The organism is Nocardiopsis potens DSM 45234 (assembly GCF_000341105.1).
Classification (GTDB): domain Bacteria; phylum Actinomycetota; class Actinomycetes; order Streptosporangiales; family Streptosporangiaceae; genus Nocardiopsis_A; species Nocardiopsis_A potens.
On sequence record NZ_ANBB01000041.1, the window covers coordinates 1 to 15,788 of the forward strand.

Annotated in this window: 8 protein-coding genes and 1 pseudogene; 3 read left to right on the plus strand and 6 right to left on the minus strand. The window is 75.3% G+C overall.

The window, feature by feature from the left end:
* Positions 1-1,247: pseudogene (locus D459_RS35875) on the plus strand (hypothetical protein); the annotation flags it as partial.
* Here D459_RS35875 and D459_RS35030 read toward each other — a convergent pair.
* A complete protein-coding gene (locus D459_RS35030; protein ID WP_017594029.1) occupies positions 1,225-3,408 on the minus strand; it encodes a hypothetical protein in 2,184 nt (727 codons plus the stop codon). The pseudogene D459_RS35875 and the gene D459_RS35030 overlap by 23 nt on opposite strands.
* A gap of 172 nt (positions 3,409-3,580) precedes the next feature.
* Between D459_RS35030 and D459_RS0116040 the strand changes: the two genes are divergently transcribed.
* Positions 3,581-5,170, plus strand: coding sequence for a beta-N-acetylhexosaminidase (locus D459_RS0116040; RefSeq protein ID WP_017594030.1), 1,590 nt, complete (start codon positions 3,581-3,583; stop codon positions 5,168-5,170).
* A gap of 99 nt (positions 5,171-5,269) precedes the next feature.
* Here D459_RS0116040 and D459_RS0116045 read toward each other — a convergent pair whose 3' ends face one another.
* The gene (locus D459_RS0116045) at positions 5,270-6,175 is read right to left on the minus strand and encodes a glycerophosphodiester phosphodiesterase (protein ID WP_017594031.1); all 906 of its coding nucleotides are present in this window, start codon (positions 6,173-6,175) and stop codon (positions 5,270-5,272) included.
* Positions 6,176-6,446: 271 nt separating this feature from the next.
* On the opposite strand from D459_RS0116045, the gene D459_RS36375 reads away from it, so the two are divergent.
* On the plus strand, positions 6,447-7,928 hold the full coding sequence (locus tag D459_RS36375) for a hypothetical protein (RefSeq protein ID WP_193790258.1): 1,482 nt from the start codon (positions 6,447-6,449) through the stop codon (positions 7,926-7,928).
* A 1,848-nt stretch (positions 7,929-9,776) separates the two neighbouring features.
* On the opposite strand, the gene D459_RS31800 is transcribed toward D459_RS36375, so the two are convergent.
* The 4 genes from D459_RS31800 to D459_RS0116075 all read right to left on the minus strand — a co-directional run bounded on the left by D459_RS31800 (position 9,777) and on the right by D459_RS0116075 (position 15,698).
* On the minus strand, positions 9,777-10,907 hold the full coding sequence (locus tag D459_RS31800; protein ID WP_241485060.1) for a hypothetical protein: 1,131 nt from the start codon (positions 10,905-10,907) through the stop codon (positions 9,777-9,779).
* Entirely contained in the window at positions 10,907-12,076 is a 1,170-nt protein-coding gene (locus tag D459_RS0116065; RefSeq protein WP_017594034.1) for a homogentisate 1,2-dioxygenase, read from the minus strand. The genes D459_RS31800 and D459_RS0116065 overlap by 1 nt, the downstream gene beginning before the upstream one ends.
* A 118-nt stretch (positions 12,077-12,194) precedes the next feature.
* On the minus strand, positions 12,195-13,922 hold the full coding sequence (locus D459_RS0116070) for an FAD-dependent monooxygenase (RefSeq protein WP_017594035.1): 1,728 nt from the start codon (positions 13,920-13,922) through the stop codon (positions 12,195-12,197).
* Positions 13,923-14,516: 594 nt separating this feature from the next.
* Positions 14,517-15,698, minus strand: coding sequence for a C40 family peptidase (locus D459_RS0116075; protein ID WP_017594036.1), 1,182 nt, complete (start codon positions 15,696-15,698; stop codon positions 14,517-14,519).
* Positions 15,699-15,788 lie beyond the last annotated feature (90 nt).

Genomic DNA, 15,788 nt, shown 5'->3' on the forward strand with positions numbered 1-15,788 from the left:
CCACCTTCGACCGGCTGCTGGCCGGCCGGCGCTGGCGCGAGGACTACCGGGCCGCGCTCGGCGCGACCGGCGGCCGCCGGCTGATCCTGGTCAGCACCACCTGGGGTCCGACCTCCCTGCTGGGCCGGTTCCCCGAGGTGCTGCCGCGGCTGCTGCGCGAACTGCCCGCCGACGAGTACCGCGTCGTGTTCGTCGCCCACCCCAACGCCTGGCACGGGCACGGGGTCTGGCAGATGCGGTCCTGGCTGGCCTCCTGCGAGCGCGCCGGGCTGGTCGTGCTGCCGCCCCGCTCCGGCTGGCAGGCGGCGCTGGTCGCGGCCGACCACGTCATCGGCGACCACGGCTCGGTGACGTTCTACGGGGCGGCCCTGGGCACGCACACCATGCTCGGCGCCTTCCCGCACGAGGACATGGACCCGGACTCCCCCATCGCGGCGTTCGGGCGGGCCGCCGCCCTGCTCGACGAGGACCGGCCGCTCGCCGACCAGCTGGCCGAGGACGCCGCCCGGCACCGGCCGGACCGGTTCGCGGCCTTCACCTCCCAGCTCACCTCGGTCCCCGGGGGTTCGGCGGCCGCACTGCGCACCCTGATGTACCGGCTGATGGAGCTGGACGAGCCGGCCGACCCGGTGCGCACCGTTCCGCCGGAGAGGCCGGTCCCGGTGTCGCTCTCCTGGCCGGCCCGGGCCGGCATCGCACCGCTGCTGGTCGCCACCGAGGGGGACGCCGCGGAGGTCCGGGTCCGCCGGTTCCCCGCCGAGCCGCGCGCCGGCGCCGGAACCGGGGCCGGCCCGGCCGGCGCGCACCTGCTCGCCGACGCCTCCGAGCCCGAGCCGAGGTGGTACGAGAGCGCCGACGTGCTAGTCCGCACCGAACCGGTCCCCGACCCGGCGGCCTGGGCCGAGCGCACCCTGTCCGAGCACGGGGCCTGCCGGATCGCCGCCGCCGCGACCGCGGCCGCACCGGGGGCGGCGCCGGCCCTCATCGCGGCGGTGCGCGCGGCGGGCCTGCTCCGGCTGACGGTGCACGGCGCCCCGCCCGGTTTCCCGGTCGAGGCCGCCACCGCCGCCCTCTGGCACGCCGCCCTGGCCGGCGCGGACCTCACCGCCCCGGCGACGGTCAAACTCCACCTCGGAGCGGCACAGGCCGCGGTCGCCGTCGAGCCGCTGCCGATCGGCCCCGAGCGGCCGACGGGGGCCGACCGCCCCAGGCCGGGGGCGGGCTCTAGCGCCGGAGGCGGCGGTTGACCCGGTGCAGGTCGGCCACGCGGTCCTCGGCACGGTAGAGCTCCGCCGCTTCGCGCAGGTCGGCGCCGGCCCCGGTGGCGTCCCCCTGTGCTTCGCGGAGGTCGGCCCGGAGGCAGAGCACGTCGGCGGTGCGCCGCCGGTGGGCGCCGCGGAAGCGCTCCAGAGCGGCCTCGATGTGCTCGCCGATCCGGTCGGCCCCCGCCCCGGCCTCCAGTGCGCCCCGGGCGAGCTCCATCTGGATGCGCCCCTCGTTGTAGGCGTCCTTCGCCGGCAGCCTCCGCACTTCGTCCCAGGCCTGCTCCAGTTCCTTCCGCTCCCCGGCCGCGTCGCCGCCCGCCCGCAGGCAGCGGGCCAGCTTCTGCCGCTGCACGACGACCGACCGCAGATCCCCCGCCTCTTCCGAGAGGGCGACCGCCTGCCGCTGCAGGGTGAGCGCCCGCGCCCGCTCCTTCCCGGCCCCGGCGCCGTCCTCCGCCCGGTCCAGCAGCTCCGCGCGGGCCAGGTGCGCCTCGGCCCGGTGCTCCCGGGCGCTGGCCCGGACGATGAGGACCAGCCGGGCCCGGGGACCGCGCTCCTCGGGGGCGCCGTCGGCATCGGCGATGGCGGCCTCCCCGTGCTCCTCCGCCGCCGAGACGCCCGCCTCCTCCCGCCCGGCGGTCTCCAGCCGACCGCGGACCGCCTGGACGTGGATCCTCGAGCGGAGGAGCAGGTCGGGGCGGATGTCCTTGGCGAGGGCCGGCAGGGCCCTGCGGTGCGTCTCGCACAGCGGGAGGTACAGGGACTCGGTGAAGTACAGCGCCCACAGGGCCTGGCAGATCCGCCCGGCGAGCCGGGCCTCCCCGAGTCCGACCGCGAGCTTCACCGCCTCGCCCAGCGCATGCCGTTCGGAGCGGAGCCAGGTGCGCGCCTCCTCCTCGCCCATCGGGCGCTGCGGCTCGGTGCGCTCCTCGGAGACGAGCGGGCGCTGCGGCATGACCGCCAGGTGCGCGTCGAGCGCCAGCGAGTGGTAGACCTCGCAGACCGCCTTGGCGAGGTCGGCCGGGTCCTCCCCTTCCGCGGCCGCGGCCCAGCGGCCGGAGGCCCGCTCCGCCGCCGCGGCGGTGAGCCGGTAGCGGGGCTCGGAGGCCCGCCCGGTGTCGTCCCGCTCCGCCAGCCCGTACCTGACCAGGTCCTCCAGGCTTTCGCGCACGTCCTTGCCGCGGTGCCCGGCCGCCAGGGCGGCGGCCTGCAGCCCCATCCCCTCCGGGCAGTGGCCCAGGTAGCGCACCAGCACTCGGTCCTCCTCCGGCAGCAGCGCGTAGGCGGCGTCCGGTGTACCGGCCATGCTCCTGTTCCCCTTTCCGAAGGCGATGGCGGCGGCGGTGTACCCGATGGCGTCCGCTTCCCGGGCGGATTCCTCGGCGAACAGCCGCTCGATCTCGTCATCGGACGGTGTGCGGAGGGGGCGCAGGGCGGCGAGCCTCCGCCACAGCACCCCTCGGGCGTCCTGCACGGAGAGCGGCCCGGCCGGCAGCGGCTCCGCGACGCTCCACTCCCTCCGGAGGCCGCCGAGCCAGTGGAGCGGGCGCTCACTGGTGATGACGACGAGGCTCCCCGCAGGAGCGCTCAGCAGCGGTTCGACCGCCCCGATCCGGTCGCCGTTCTCCAGCAGCAGCGCCATGGGGTCGAGTCCCTGGACGGCCTTCTCCAGCACCGCCCCGGGGTCGTTCACCGTGTAGCTCTCGGGGATCCCCAGGTCGCGCAGGAGTTCCTGGGCGCCCATGCGGCCCGGGAACCGGTCCAGGTCGATGGCGCGCACCACCGGGTCGACCTCCGGCAGTTCCTCCTGGAAGGCGTGGCAGAGCCGGCGCGCGAACTCCCCCGACCATCCGCCCTTGCGCCCGTGGAGGTTGAGCAGGTGGACCCGGTCCGGGTCGGCCACCTTGCGGTTCCACAGCAGCTCGTAGCGGGACCTCATGTCGGGGCCTTCGAGGCCGGGCCGGGGCACCGCCAGCGACGAGTCCCGGCGCGGCGCGTGCGCGACCTCCGCCCCTCCGTCCAGCCGGAAGATGTTGTAGACGTCGCCGTTGTGCAGATCGCCTTCGACCACCCCGACCTGGCTGACCGGCCCGGTGCTGTTCACCACCGAATTGACCGCGGAGACGGCGGCGTCGTCGGGCATGCGGCTGCTCCTCGGGAAGTGGGGGCCTCTCGTCCGGCGACGACCCTACCCCGCGGGGGTTCCGCCGATCCGTGCCTGTCCCCTTTCGGTCGGTGACCGGTCGGGGCCTGCGCGTCGCGGGGTCGGCGTGGCACGATGGGGCCGTACTGGTCTAGACCGGATAGGAGCACCCGTGTCCGCTCTCCCCCTCGTTCCGCGTCCTGCCGAGATACACGTCGACCAGGAGGCCGGCCTGTCGCTGGACTCCGCGACCCGGATCGACGCCGACCCCGGCGCCGCCGGGACCGAGGTCTGGCTCCGGGCCGAGCTCGGCGCCGCGACCGGCTTCGCGTTCCCTCCCGGGAAGGGGGAGAACGCGCGGATCAGGCTGAGCATCGACCCCGACGCCGGGCTGGGCGCCGAGGGGTACCGGCTGATCGTGGACGGGGAGGGCGCCGTCGTCATCGGCCACGACCCGGCAGGCGTGTTCTACGGCGCGCAGACGCTGCGCCAGCTGCTGCCGAACGGGGCCTACCGGCGCGCACCGCTGAACGGCGCGGACGGGGCCGCCGGCGAGTGGCCGCTGCCCAGCGTCGACATCACCGACCGGCCGCGGTTCGGCTGGCGCGGGTGCATGCTCGACGTCGGCCGGCACTTCATGCCCAAGCACGGGGTGCTGCGCTTCATCGACCTGATGGCCATGCACAAGCTCAACGTGCTCCACTTCCACCTGACCGAGGACCAAGGGTGGCGGCTGGAGATCAAGCGCTACCCGAAGCTGACCGAGGTGGGGGCGTGGCGGAAGGAGAGCCAGGTCGGCGCGGCGAGCGACCCCGGGTTCGACGGGCGGCCGCACGGCGGGTTCTACACCCAGGACGACATCCGGGAGATCGTCGCCTACGCCGCCGCCCGGCACATCACCGTGGTGCCCGAGGTCGACGTCCCCGGGCACTCCCAGGCCGCCATCGCCGCCTACCCCGAGCTGGGCGAGGGCGAGCCGCTGGAGGTCGGCACCCGGTGGGGGGTGATCGAGAACGTCCTCAACGTCTCCGACACCACGCTGGAGTTCTACCGCAACGTCTTCGACGAGGTGATGGAGCTCTTCCCGTCCCCCTACATCTGCGTCGGCGGCGACGAGTGCCCGAAGGGGCAGTGGCGGGCCAGCGCCGCCGCGCAGGCCCGGATCGCCGAGGAGGGCCTGTCCGGCGAGGACGAGCTGCAGAGCTGGTTCATCCGTCAGTTCGACGCCTACTTCGCCGAGCGCGGCCGGCGGCTGCTCGGCTGGGACGAGATCCTGGAGGGCGGCCTGGCGTCCGGGGCGACCGTGCTGTCCTGGCGCGGCACCGAGGGCGGCATCGCCGCCGCGCAGGCCGGCCACGACGTGGTCATGTGCCCCACCCGTACGTCCTACCTCGACTACCGGCAGTCCGACTCCGGCGAGGAGCCGATCCCGGTGGGCACCCTGCTCACCCTCGCCGACGTCTACTCCGCCGAGCCGGTCCCGCCGGAGCTGGCCGAGAAGGGCGCCGAGCACGTGCTGGGCGCCCAGGTCAACGTGTGGACCGAGCACATGGACTCGCCGCGCACCGTGGACTTCATGGTGTTCCCCCGGCTGTCGGCCTTCGCCGAGGTGGCCTGGGGGCCGGCCGAGCGGGACTACCGGGAGTTCCTGCCCCGGCTGGAGGCCCACCTGGGCCGGCTGGACGCCATCGGCGTGGAGTACAGGCCGCTGGACGGGCCGCACCCCTGGCAGAAGCGGCCGGGCGTGCCGGGCCGGGACTGACCCCGCCCGGACGCGGCGGTCCCCCCGGTGCGGCGGCCGCCGCGCCGGGGGGACCGGGGAAGGGGCGCCGGCGCGTCCGGACGCCCCTCCCCCGGGCCGCTACTTCGCGTGCTCCTGGATCACCTCGCGGGCGACGTCCGGGTAATCGCTTATGATGCCGTCCACGCCCTTGTCCAGGGCGGCCCGCATGTCGCTGCGGTCGTTGACGGTGTAGGTCAGCACTTCCAGGCCGGCTCCGTGCACGGCCTTCACGTAGCCCGCGGTGAGTTTGGTGTGGCTCGGGTTGATCTGGTCGGCCCACTTCGCGTACTCGGCGATCTCGTCCTCGGGCACCGTGCCCAGCAGGCCGTGCGGGACCGAGGGCATCAGCTTGGCCGAGCGCTCCGCCGACTCCCAGTCGAAGCTCTGCACGATCAGGCGGTCGGCGCCGCGCTTGCCCGTCGGCGCCAGCCAGCCGGGGTTGCGCGAGACCACGCCGGCGATGTCGGACTCGATCCCCGGGTAGAGCGCCGGCGACTTGATCTCCAGAAGCAGGTTGAGGCCGTTCTCCCGGAGGCGGTCGAGCGCCTCGTCCAGGGTGGGGACGCGCTCGCCCTCGTACTCCTTCCCGTACCAGGAGCCCGCGTCGAGCCGGCGGAGCTCCTTCAGGGTGAACTTCCCGACGTCGTAGGAGCCCCGGTCGGGGAAGACCTCCTCGGCGTCGGTGGTGCGCTCCAGAGTGGTGTCGTGGATGATCACCAACTCGCCGTCCTTGCTGCGCTGCACGTCGATCTCGACCGTCGTGGCGCCGCGCGCGTCCGCCTCGTCGATGGCGGCCAGGGTGTTCTCCGGGGCGTACCCCGCCGCTCCCCTGTGCGCGACGTCGAGCACCGAGAGCTCCCCCGGTTCTGCGTTGGTGAGCGGAGAGTCCTGCGAGCCTGTGTCCTGGACCGCCACGGCGGTCCCCGACGCCGCCGGCATGGCGAGAGCCAAGGCGGTGGCGATGAACCCGAGCCGTCGGATCATGACACTCCATTCATCTCTGCGCGAGCCGTTCTCACCGGCCGTTCAAGAGTCGGCGCGCACGGTTACCGGCGGGTGTCGTTGAAGCGAGGTCGGCGTGCCGCCCCCAGGAACTCCCCCACGCGGCCGGAGGTGGATAAGAGATTCCTCGACACGATGCACTCCTTGTGACCGGTTCACTACTTCGTGTGCGACTTTTGTTGTCGGTGACCCTTTGGCCACCACTCACAGTGTCATTAACACGACACTAAGTAGTCAAACGAGAGGGCGCACCATGCGCAAGCACCACAAAAGATGGGCGGCGCTGGCCGGTATGACCGCCGCTTCACTCACCGGTTTCGGGCTCCTCGGCGGCGCGTCGGCCACCGCCGACGACCGCGAAGAGCTTCCCTGGCCGGTGATCCAGCAGCGGGTCTCCACCTACACCCTGGACGGTTTCGAGATCAGCGACCTGCCCGCGGGCCTGGACGGGTACGCGATCAAGGCCAGGTCCTTCACCAACGGCATGGGCGAGCGGCAGGCGGAGATCTCCTGGGTCCAGGGGCCCGAGTCGGTCTACGGCAAGGTGTCCGTGCTCCGTTCGAAACGGTTCCGGTCGCTGGAGGACCTCCGCGACCGCAACTACGACCACCTGAGCCGCAACTCGCTGAAGAAGGTCGAGGTCAACGGCAAGGAGGCCTACCTCTCCGAGGCCAGCGGCGACCTGTTCCGGCTGGAGAGGCCGGGCGTGGCCGTCACCGTCTTCCTCCAGCCGGACCGGTGGGAGTCGAAGGAGCTGGTCAGGTTCGCCGAGTCGGTGCGCCCGCAGCGCGCCGCCCAGGGCGGCGCCGAGGCCCCGGCGGAGAAGCCCGCGGCCGAGAAGCCGGCGGACAAGCCTGCGGAGGAACCGGCCGAGAAGCCCGTGGAGAAGCCCGCCCCCGAAGCGGAGAAACCCGCGGACAAGCCCGCCGAGAAACCTGCGGCCGAGGCCGAGAAGCCCGCCGAGAAGCCCGCGGAGAAACCGGCGGAGAAACCGGCGGAGAAGCCCGCCGCCGAGACGGAGCAGGCCCCGAAGGGCGAGGAGTCTCAGCAGCAGGACGGGGCCCCCGCCCCGGAGCGGCCCGCCGGCCAGCAGGAGCCCTCGGCCCCCGAGACCGAGGTGCCCCCGCGGCAGCAGGAGCGGCCGGACGGGTCCCCCGCCGCGGAGAGCGGCGCGGACCGGCCCGCCGGCGGAGCCGAGCCCGCCGCCGAGTCCCCGGCCGAGGACCGGCCCGGTGCCGCCCCCACGGAGCAGAAGCCCGCGGGCGACGCCGGCCCCGCGCTCCAGGAGGGGGCGCTGAACCTCCCGGAGGGCACCACGCCCACCGAGATCCGCGTCTGCCTGCTGGAGGAGCTCGGCGGCAAGGCCCTGACCGAGGACGAGGTCGCCGCCTCCCGGGACGCCGCCGCGTTCACCATGCTGTGGGAGAAGGCCGACTCCGAAGCCCAGTGGGAGGCCCTGGAGACCTGCATCGGCCGGCTGCAGAGCTCGGGCGAGCAGGTCGACGCCGTGTCCCTGGAGGAGGGGGCGCTCGCCGAGAAGCCCGTCGGCGCCGCCGAGGAGGCCGCGCCCGCCGAGTCCGCCGAGTCCGCCTCCGGGGCCGAGGCCGCGGAGGGCTCCGGCGCCGCCGCGGACGCCCCGGCGGCCGTCGGACCCCGGATCCAGGTCAGCGGCCCCGACGCGGCCGCGTGGAACGTCGCTCCGTGGACGCTCCCGTCCGGCCGCATGACCGATTGACCGCTCGCCGACGGGCGGACAGGCCCGGGCCCGGTGGAGCGGAACGGAGAGCGGTGGTCCGCCCCGTGCGGATCACCGCCGCCCGCTCCTCTCCGATGATCTTGATGTTGCGGCCCCATCAACGCGCCTTGTCGCCAAGTGGCCGTTGCAACGAGGAACTCGGGAAAGGTCGAGGGACGGGAGGTGCCCCGACCGGGTGCGGCGCCCCACGAAGCGACGGCTCGAACGGGCGGCGACGGCGCAGGCAGGACCGGGGCGCAGACCTCACCCGAGCGCGGCGCCTCGCGGGGCGGGGGTTCAAGCGGGCGGCGAAGGCGGGAGGGGGAACCGGCCGGTCGGTCCGGCGCGGCACCCCGCAGAGCGAAGGCTCAAGCAGGCAGCGACGGCGAAGGTAGGGCCGGGGTACAGGTGGTCGCCCGAGCGTCGGGCCCCACGGGGTGAGGGTTCAAGCAGGCGGCGAAGGCGGCGATGGGGACCGGCTGATCGGTCCGGCGCGGCACCCCGCAGAGCGAAGGCTCAAGCAGGCAGCGACGGCGAAGGTAGGGCGGGGTGCAGGTGGTCGCCCGGGTGTCGGGCCCCACGGGGTGAGGGTTCAAGCGGGCAGCGAAGGCGGGCAGGGGACCGGCCGGTCGGTCCGGCGCGGCACCCCGCAGAGCGAAGGTCAAGACGGGCGGCGAGGGCAGTAGAGGGTCGGGCGCCGTGTTCACCGGCCCGGCCCGCACCCACCAGGGCGGCCTTATCCCCTATGCCCGGTTCGCGGCGGGGATCGGGCGGGAGCGGGGGCGCCTTGCGCACCGCGAGAGCACCCCGATTACATCTACCAGCGAGTAGCAAGCCCCCAGACCCCACCACCCCCTCGCCGATCACCCAGAGTGGCCAAGGCGGGCCCTCCCTGCAGGGCAAATACGACATCTCGCCCCCGCGCCATCCCTCCCCGGGTTCCGGCCCCCCGCCTTCCGGTCTTCCGGGCGGCTCGAACCCCCGAACACCGGCCCCATCAGGGCGATTCGAGCCTCTCAGGGGCCGATCCGGCCCGGGATGCGCGCCCGGGAATCACCGGGGTGCTCTCGCGGCGCGCAGGGCACCCCACCCCACCATCACCCTAAGTATTCACCCAGGTCAGAGAGGTGCAGCGGTTTCAGAGGCGGCCGGCCCCGGCACCCGGGCGACGCGGGCACGGCCACCCCGCCGCCCGGACCGCCCTGCTGCACCCGACCGACCAGCCGGTCCCCACCGCCGCCCTCGCCGCCCGCTTGAACCCCCGCCCCGTGAGGCACCGCGCCCGGGCGACCAGCCGGTCCCCTTCCCGCCCTCGCTGCCTGCTTGAACCTCCGCCCCGTGGGGCCCGACACCCGGGCGACCACCCCCGCCCCGCCCTTGCCTGCGCCGTCGCCGCCCGTCTTGACCTTCACCCCGTGGAGCGCCGCACCCGACCGACCGGCCGGTCCCCACCGCCGCCCTCGCCGCCCACTTGAACCCCCGCCCCGTGGGGCGCCGCGCCCGGGCGAGGCGCCTGACCCCGCCCCTACCTGCGCCGTCGCCGCCAGCCTTGACCTGCACTCCGCGAGACGCCGCACCGGACCGACCAGCCGGTCCCCACCGCCGCCCTCGCCGCCCGCTTGAACCCCCGCCCCGCGAGACGCCGCACCCGGCTGAGGCGCCCGACCCCGCCCCTACCCTCACCGTCGCCGCCCGCTTGAACCCCCGCCCCGCAAGGCGCCGCACCCGACCGACCGGCCGGCCCCCTCCCGCCCTCTGGGGTGCGGTGTTGCGACAGCCACTGGAAACCACCCGCGTTGTCAGGGGCCGCAACGTCAAGATCATCGCCCTGGGGGCGGCGCGCGTCCCTCACTCCGCCCAGGAGCCGAGCAGGCCCAGGGACGCGGCCTCGCGGACCGGGTCGGCGGTGCTGCGTGCGCCGACGCCGGTGAGGAAGCGCCGGGTGGTCAGCGCGGACGCGGTGTCCAGCGCGGACAGCCGGGCCGCCAGCCGCGGACCGTCGGTGATGCGCAGCGCGTCGATCACCTCGTTGGCGCGGCCCCCACCCGCGGCGACCGCAGTGGCCAGCAGCAGGTTGAGGAACCCGTGCCGGATCGGCGCGTCCGGCGCCGGCTCCGGCGCGACCGCCGGGTGCTCCCCGGAGGCGACCCGGAACGGCACGTCGTAGTGGACGCAGGCGCGGATCAGCGAGGCCAGCTCGGCCCACCTGGGCGGTGGAACGCCCGGGCCGCCGTGGCAGCGGACCAGGACGCCGAGCGGCCGGGCCCCGCTCAGCGCGGCGACCGCGTCCAGCCGCCACGGGCTGTCGGCCATCGCGAAGAAGACCGCGCGCGGCTCCCTCCGCAGCCCGCCGGAGTGCGCCAGGGAGGCGACCCGGCGCACCTCGTCCGGGCGGGCCGGCACCTCGAAGCAGGTGGGCACCAGCCCCGGCGCGTCCTCGGCGAGGGTGCGCGCGGCGTCGCCGTCCGGGCCGAGCACCACGCCCACCTCGACCTGGGGGCTCCCGGGCCCCGGCCGCGGCCGGGGGATCCGGCCGCCCTCCCCGATCGCGACGGCGCCGGCGTACGCCTCGCCCCCGCCGACGCCTAGCACCGACGGCAGCGCGCCGTCGGCCGCCCCGACGATCCCGGCGGTCGCCCCGGCGATCCCGGCGGCCGGCCCGGAGCCGTCCCCGCCGACCGCCCGGCCCAGCTCGGGCAGGAGCCCGGCCGGACACATCAGGCGCAGGCTGTGCATCGGGTGCGCGATGATCCGGTCGGACCGGTTGCGCTGCGCGGCCTGGAACGGCGGCAGCGGCGACGGCGGGAACAGCCCGGCGTCGTCGAGCAGGCCGCGGAGGAGGATCTGGGCCGGGGCGAGCCCCGGCTCGGCGACCGGGTCGCGCCACCCGGCGACCTCCTCCGGGAGCCGGCCCGCGCGGCGGAGCCTGCGGCGGGCGCCGCCCCGCCGCGCGCGGGTGTCCGCGGACGCGCGCCCCATCAGCGGGCCCATGTCCAGGCGTAGCCGGGGTCCTCGCATTCGAGCCCGGCCGGGCCGATGTCCAGCGGCCGGAAGGTGTCCACCATGACCGCGGTCTCGGTGGTGGCGGCCGCGCCGAGCGCCGCCTCCACCGCGCCGGGCTGCGGCCCGTGGGTGAACCCGGCGGGGTGCAGCGAGACCGATCCGATGCCGATGCCCGATCCCTTGCGCGCGGCGTAGTCCCCTGCGACGTAGTACATGAACTCGTCGCTGTCCACGTTGTGGTGGTTGTAGGGGATGGGGACGGCCTGCTCGTCGAAGTCGAGCGGGCGCGGGCAGAACGAGCAGACCACGAAGTTCGGCCCCTCGAAGGTCTGGTGCACCGGCGGTGGCGCGTGGGTGCGCTTCACGATCGGCTCGAAGTCGGCGATGTTGAACGCGTACGGGTAGAGGCAGCCGTCCCAGCCCACCACGTCGAACGGGTGGTGAGCGAAGGTCATCGAGGTCAGCCCGCCGCGGGTGCGCACCAGCACCGGGGTGGGCGCCTCCGCCTCGGGGCCCTCGGCCAGCAGCGGCTCCCCCGGTCCGCGCAGGTCCCGCTCGCTGTAGGGGGCGTGCTCCAGGAACTGGCCGCACTGAGAGAGGTAGCGGCGCGGCGTGCGGATGTGCCCGGAGGCCTCGATGACCAGCGCGTCGACGGTGCCGTGCGGGATCCAGCGGTGGATGGTGCCGGTGGGCACGGTGACGTAGTCGCCCTCGGCCGCCTCGATCGCCCCCTGGCTCGACTCGAAGCGCGCCGAGCCGGACTGCAGGTACACCGTCTCGTCGCCGGCGGAGTTCCGGTACAGCCCGCTGGGGCGGTCCGCCGAGGCGTGGCAGAGCCGGACGTCGGCGTTGCCGGCCAGCAGCCGCCGCCCGGCGACCAGGTCGCCGCCGGTGGGCAGCTCGCCGGTGCGGAAGTGCCGGGGCGCCAGCGGCAGGTTGGGGACCGCCGCCGCGGCGGACCGGGGGTCCTCGACCGGTTCGGCCTTGACGATGGCGGTGGGCAGGTGGCGGTGGTAGAGCAGCGAGGAGTCGGAGGAGAAGCCCTCCTCCCCCATCAGCTCCTCGGCGTAGATGCCCCCGTCGGGGCGGCGGAAGACCAGGTGGCGCTTGCGGGGGATCTCGCCGACGGCACGGTAGTACGGCATGGCGCTCTCCTTCCCGGGGAGCCGTCCCCTCCCCTGGGGGACCTCTACCCCCTCCGCGCCGCCGCGCCCCATCCCGGCCGGCCCGGGCCCGTTCCGGCCGCGCCCGCGGGCGGGGAGGTCAGGCGGTGCGGACCCGGGGCCGCGCCCCGCAGGCGCGGGCGAGCGCGGCGCGCACGGCCGAGGCCGCCTCCTCCGCCGCGGCCTCCGGGCCGGCCTGCCGGGGCACCCCGGCCGGCGGGGAGAGCACCGCACACAGGTGGGCGTCGGGACGCAGCACGAACAGCGTGCCGGGCGGGCGGCCCAGCGCCTCGGCGAGCCGGCCGTCCGGGTCCAGCTCGTCCAGGGCGTGCACGGTCAGCGGGAGCGGCAGCCCGGCGCGGCCGCGGCAGACCGCGCGGGCCTGGACCGCCCCCGGGGCGAGCACGGTGAACCCGGGGCCGAGCAGGCGGCGCAGCCGGGTGCGGTCCCCTTCGCCGCCGCCGACGCTGGCCGGCACCGCGCAGAGCGCGTCCGGGCAGATGTCGCCGGGGCCGGGGGCGCCCGGCCGGGCCTGGGCGGGGACCGCGCCGCCCGGGGTGGTCAGCGGCGAGTCCGCGTAGCGGAACGGTTCGGCGAGCCGGCCGGAGTCGATCTCGGAGCCGGCCGCGGGATCGGTGAGGGCGCGTTCCAGGACCTCGACCCGGCGCCGCCGGTCGGCGTCGGTCCGCGGCACCAGGAAGCGCATGGTCGCCGAGGTGATCCGGAGGTTCTCCCGGGCCGCGGCCCAGCGCTCGGCGTGGTAGCTCTCCAGCAGCGCCTCCTCGGCCGCGGCGCCGGAGCCGAGCGCGCACGCGATCTTCCAGGCCAGGTTCTCCGCGTCCTGCACCCCGCTGTTGAGCCCGCGCGCGCCGAACGGCGCGTACAGGTGGGCGGCGTCGCCGGCGAGCAGCACCCGGCCGGTGCGGAGCCGCGCGGCGCACCGCTCGTGGAACCGGTAGACCGAGGTCCACAGCAACTCGTAGCGGCGGTCGCCGGTGATCGCGCGGATCCGCCGGTCCAGGGCGCCGCTCTCCCGCTCGGCCTCCAGGTCGTAGCCGTCGGACACCTGCCAGTCGATGCGCCAGGTGGAGTCGGGGCACTGGTGCACCAGCACCTGCCGGCCGGGGTTCCACACCGGGTCGAAGTAGAACCTGCGCTCCCGGGGGAAGGGCAGGTCGGCGCGGATGTCGCAGATGAGGAACCGGTCGCCGAAGGACTCTCCGGGGAACTCGGTGCCGAGCAGCCGGCGCACCGCGCTGTGCGGGCCGTCGGCGCCGACCGCGTAGCGGCCGCGCAGCCCGGTCGGCCCGCCGGGGGCGTCGGCCCGCAGCAGCACGCCCGCGCCGTCCTGGCGCAGCCCGGTGACCCGGTGCCCGAAGCGGATCCGGATGTTCGGCTCGGCCTCGGCCGCGGCCAGCAGCTCCTCCTCCACCCGGGCCTGGGAGATGTTGATCCACGGCGGGAGCAGGACCCCGCCGCGCCCGGCGCTGCCGGGGAAGACGACGGTGCGCACCTCCCGCCCCCGGTAGTAGGTGCGCGCGGTGGTCCAGGTGGTGCCCTCGGCGATGATCCGCTCCCCGACGCCGAGCCGGTCGAAGACGTCGAGCACGTCGCGCTGGAAGCAGATGGCCTTGGAGCCGGTGCGCCGGAACACCGCGGCCTCCTGCTCCGGGGCGGCCTCCAGGACCTGGGAGGGGACGCCGAAGCGGGCGAGCGCCAGTGCCGCGGTCAGCCCGACCGGGCCGGCGCCGGCGATGAGCACCGGGGCGTCCTCGGCGGGCCGTCCGCGCGGGGCGCCGTCCCCGGGGCTCGGCTGGTTGAACGGCATGGGGTCCCTCCCGGCGTCCGGCCCCGCAGGGGCGGCCGCGGGCGGCGTGCCGCTCCCGCCCGCCTCCCCCCGTCTCCCCGTCGATGCTAAATGTGACCTGCGCCACCCGCAACGGCGGTCCGGTTGCGGAGGGCACACCGGCGCCGGGCCGCGCTCTTCGCACTCCGACTGAATTCCCCCGTTTCCCCCCGGACCACCCGGTTCTCTGTCACTTTGCGCAGTCGCGGTGTTGATATCCGGTCATCTGGGCTCTTGGCGAGCTCTTGCCAAAACGCCCCCGTACTGCTTACCTTGACCAGGTGTGCGGACGCCGCCCGTGTGCGGAGACGTGCGTTCCGATAACCGAAAAGACCTCGCGCAGGGCCGGAATCGCTGACTCCCCCTCCCTCAGTGACACGCCCTGCCTCCCCTCCTGTCGGGGGCCGGCCCTCCCCTCCCGGTCGGCCCCGGTACCAGGAGATGAGAAGGGGCGGTGCCGCTCGCGGCACCGCCCCTTCGCGCTTCCCTCCCCGGTCCTCCCAGGGCGATGATCTTGACGTTGCGGGGGTATCAGAGCGCTCTGGCACCCCCGCAGCGTCAAGATCATCAGGAGGGTCAGAGGCCCACCCGGACCACGCCGGCCATCTTGGCGGTGCGCACCTCGGTGGTGCGGACGTCCAGCCCGGTGCGCGGGGCCTCCAGCATCATCCCGTCGCCGAGGTAGATGGCGACGTGCGAGATGTAGTCGGGCGCGGTGGGGTCGGTGCGCCAGAAGATCAGGTCGCCGCGGCGGGCGTCCTCCCAGGCGACGTGCTCGCCCGCGTACCACTGGTCGTGGGTGACCCGCGGGATCGCGACGCCCTCCTGGGCGAAGGCCCACTGGAGCAGGCCGGAGCAGTCGAAGCCGCCCTCCTCCAGCGACTCCCCGCCCCACACGTAGGGCACGCCCTGCATGGTCTCGGCGTGCGCGATGACCCGCTCCAGGGTCTCCTCGGGGACCGCGCTGCCGCGCGCGCCGGCCGGGCGCGGCTCCGGGTCCTCCGCGAGCAGCTGCAGCGAGGCGTCCTCGCCGAGGACCTCCTCCAGCCGGTCCTTGAGCTCCCACAGGTCGGCCTCGGGCGCGGAGACCACCAGGCCGTTGCCCTCCGGGAAGCCCAGCTCCGCGGCGAGGTCCCGGGAGATCAGCGCGTCGATGCCGGCGACGCCGGAGGTGGCGTGCGTCCACACCTCGCGGGTCACCTCGCCGTCCGCCCCGTCGATCTCCACCTCGCCGCCGACGTCGAGGCCGCGCTGCCGGCCGACCTCGTCGGAGAGCGCGACCCGGCCCTCGGCGATGCCCTGCCAGATCTCGTCGGACTCGGCCGAGGGCTCGGGGGCGTAGTTGCGGAACCCGGACGGGTCCACGCCGAGCACCGAGGTCTCCTCGCCCTCGACGGAGACCCGGGCCGCGTCGACCACCTCGACGCCGGCCACCCCGTCCAGGCCGCGCACCTCGCGCAGGGCCCGCTCGGGCACGGTGTCCGGGAGGACCGCGAAGTACTCGCGCGAGCGGGGCTCGCCCAGCGGCTCGACCTCGGCGTCGCCGGAGAGGCCGCCGGGGTCGGCGACCTTCGGCGCGGTCCGCTCCCCGGAGGGCTCCGCGGAGGGGGACGGCCGGCCGGAGCCGCCCTGCAGGTCGACCGGGGGCCGGTCGGCGATGCGCGGCTCCGGGTCCGCCCAGGCGGGGGCCCCGAAGGCGGTGAACGCCACCGCGAACGCGACCGTGGTCCCCGCGCACGTTCTCAGCCGGTCCCGCACGAATCGACCTCGCTCTCCCGCGCCCTCGTTGACATCGCGTACAAGCATGGGTGCCCGGGGTCGCATTTTCAAGCGTCCCTGCGGTGAACT

Coding starts and splice junctions, on each gene's coding strand:
- D459_RS35030 (WP_017594029.1), bottom strand. CDS start 3,408: ATGCCCGACGACGCCGCCGTCTCCGCGGTCAATTCGGTGGTGAACAGC.
- D459_RS0116045 (WP_017594031.1), bottom strand. CDS start 6,175: ATGATCCGACGGCTCGGGTTCATCGCCACCGCCTTGGCTCTCGCCATG.
- D459_RS36375 (WP_193790258.1), top strand. CDS start 6,447: ATGCGCAAGCACCACAAAAGATGGGCGGCGCTGGCCGGTATGACCGCC.
- D459_RS31800 (WP_241485060.1), bottom strand. CDS start 10,907: ATGGGGCGCGCGTCCGCGGACACCCGCGCGCGGCGGGGCGGCGCCCGC.
- D459_RS0116065 (WP_017594034.1), bottom strand. CDS start 12,076: ATGCCGTACTACCGTGCCGTCGGCGAGATCCCCCGCAAGCGCCACCTG.
- D459_RS0116070 (WP_017594035.1), bottom strand. CDS start 13,922: ATGCCGTTCAACCAGCCGAGCCCCGGGGACGGCGCCCCGCGCGGACGG.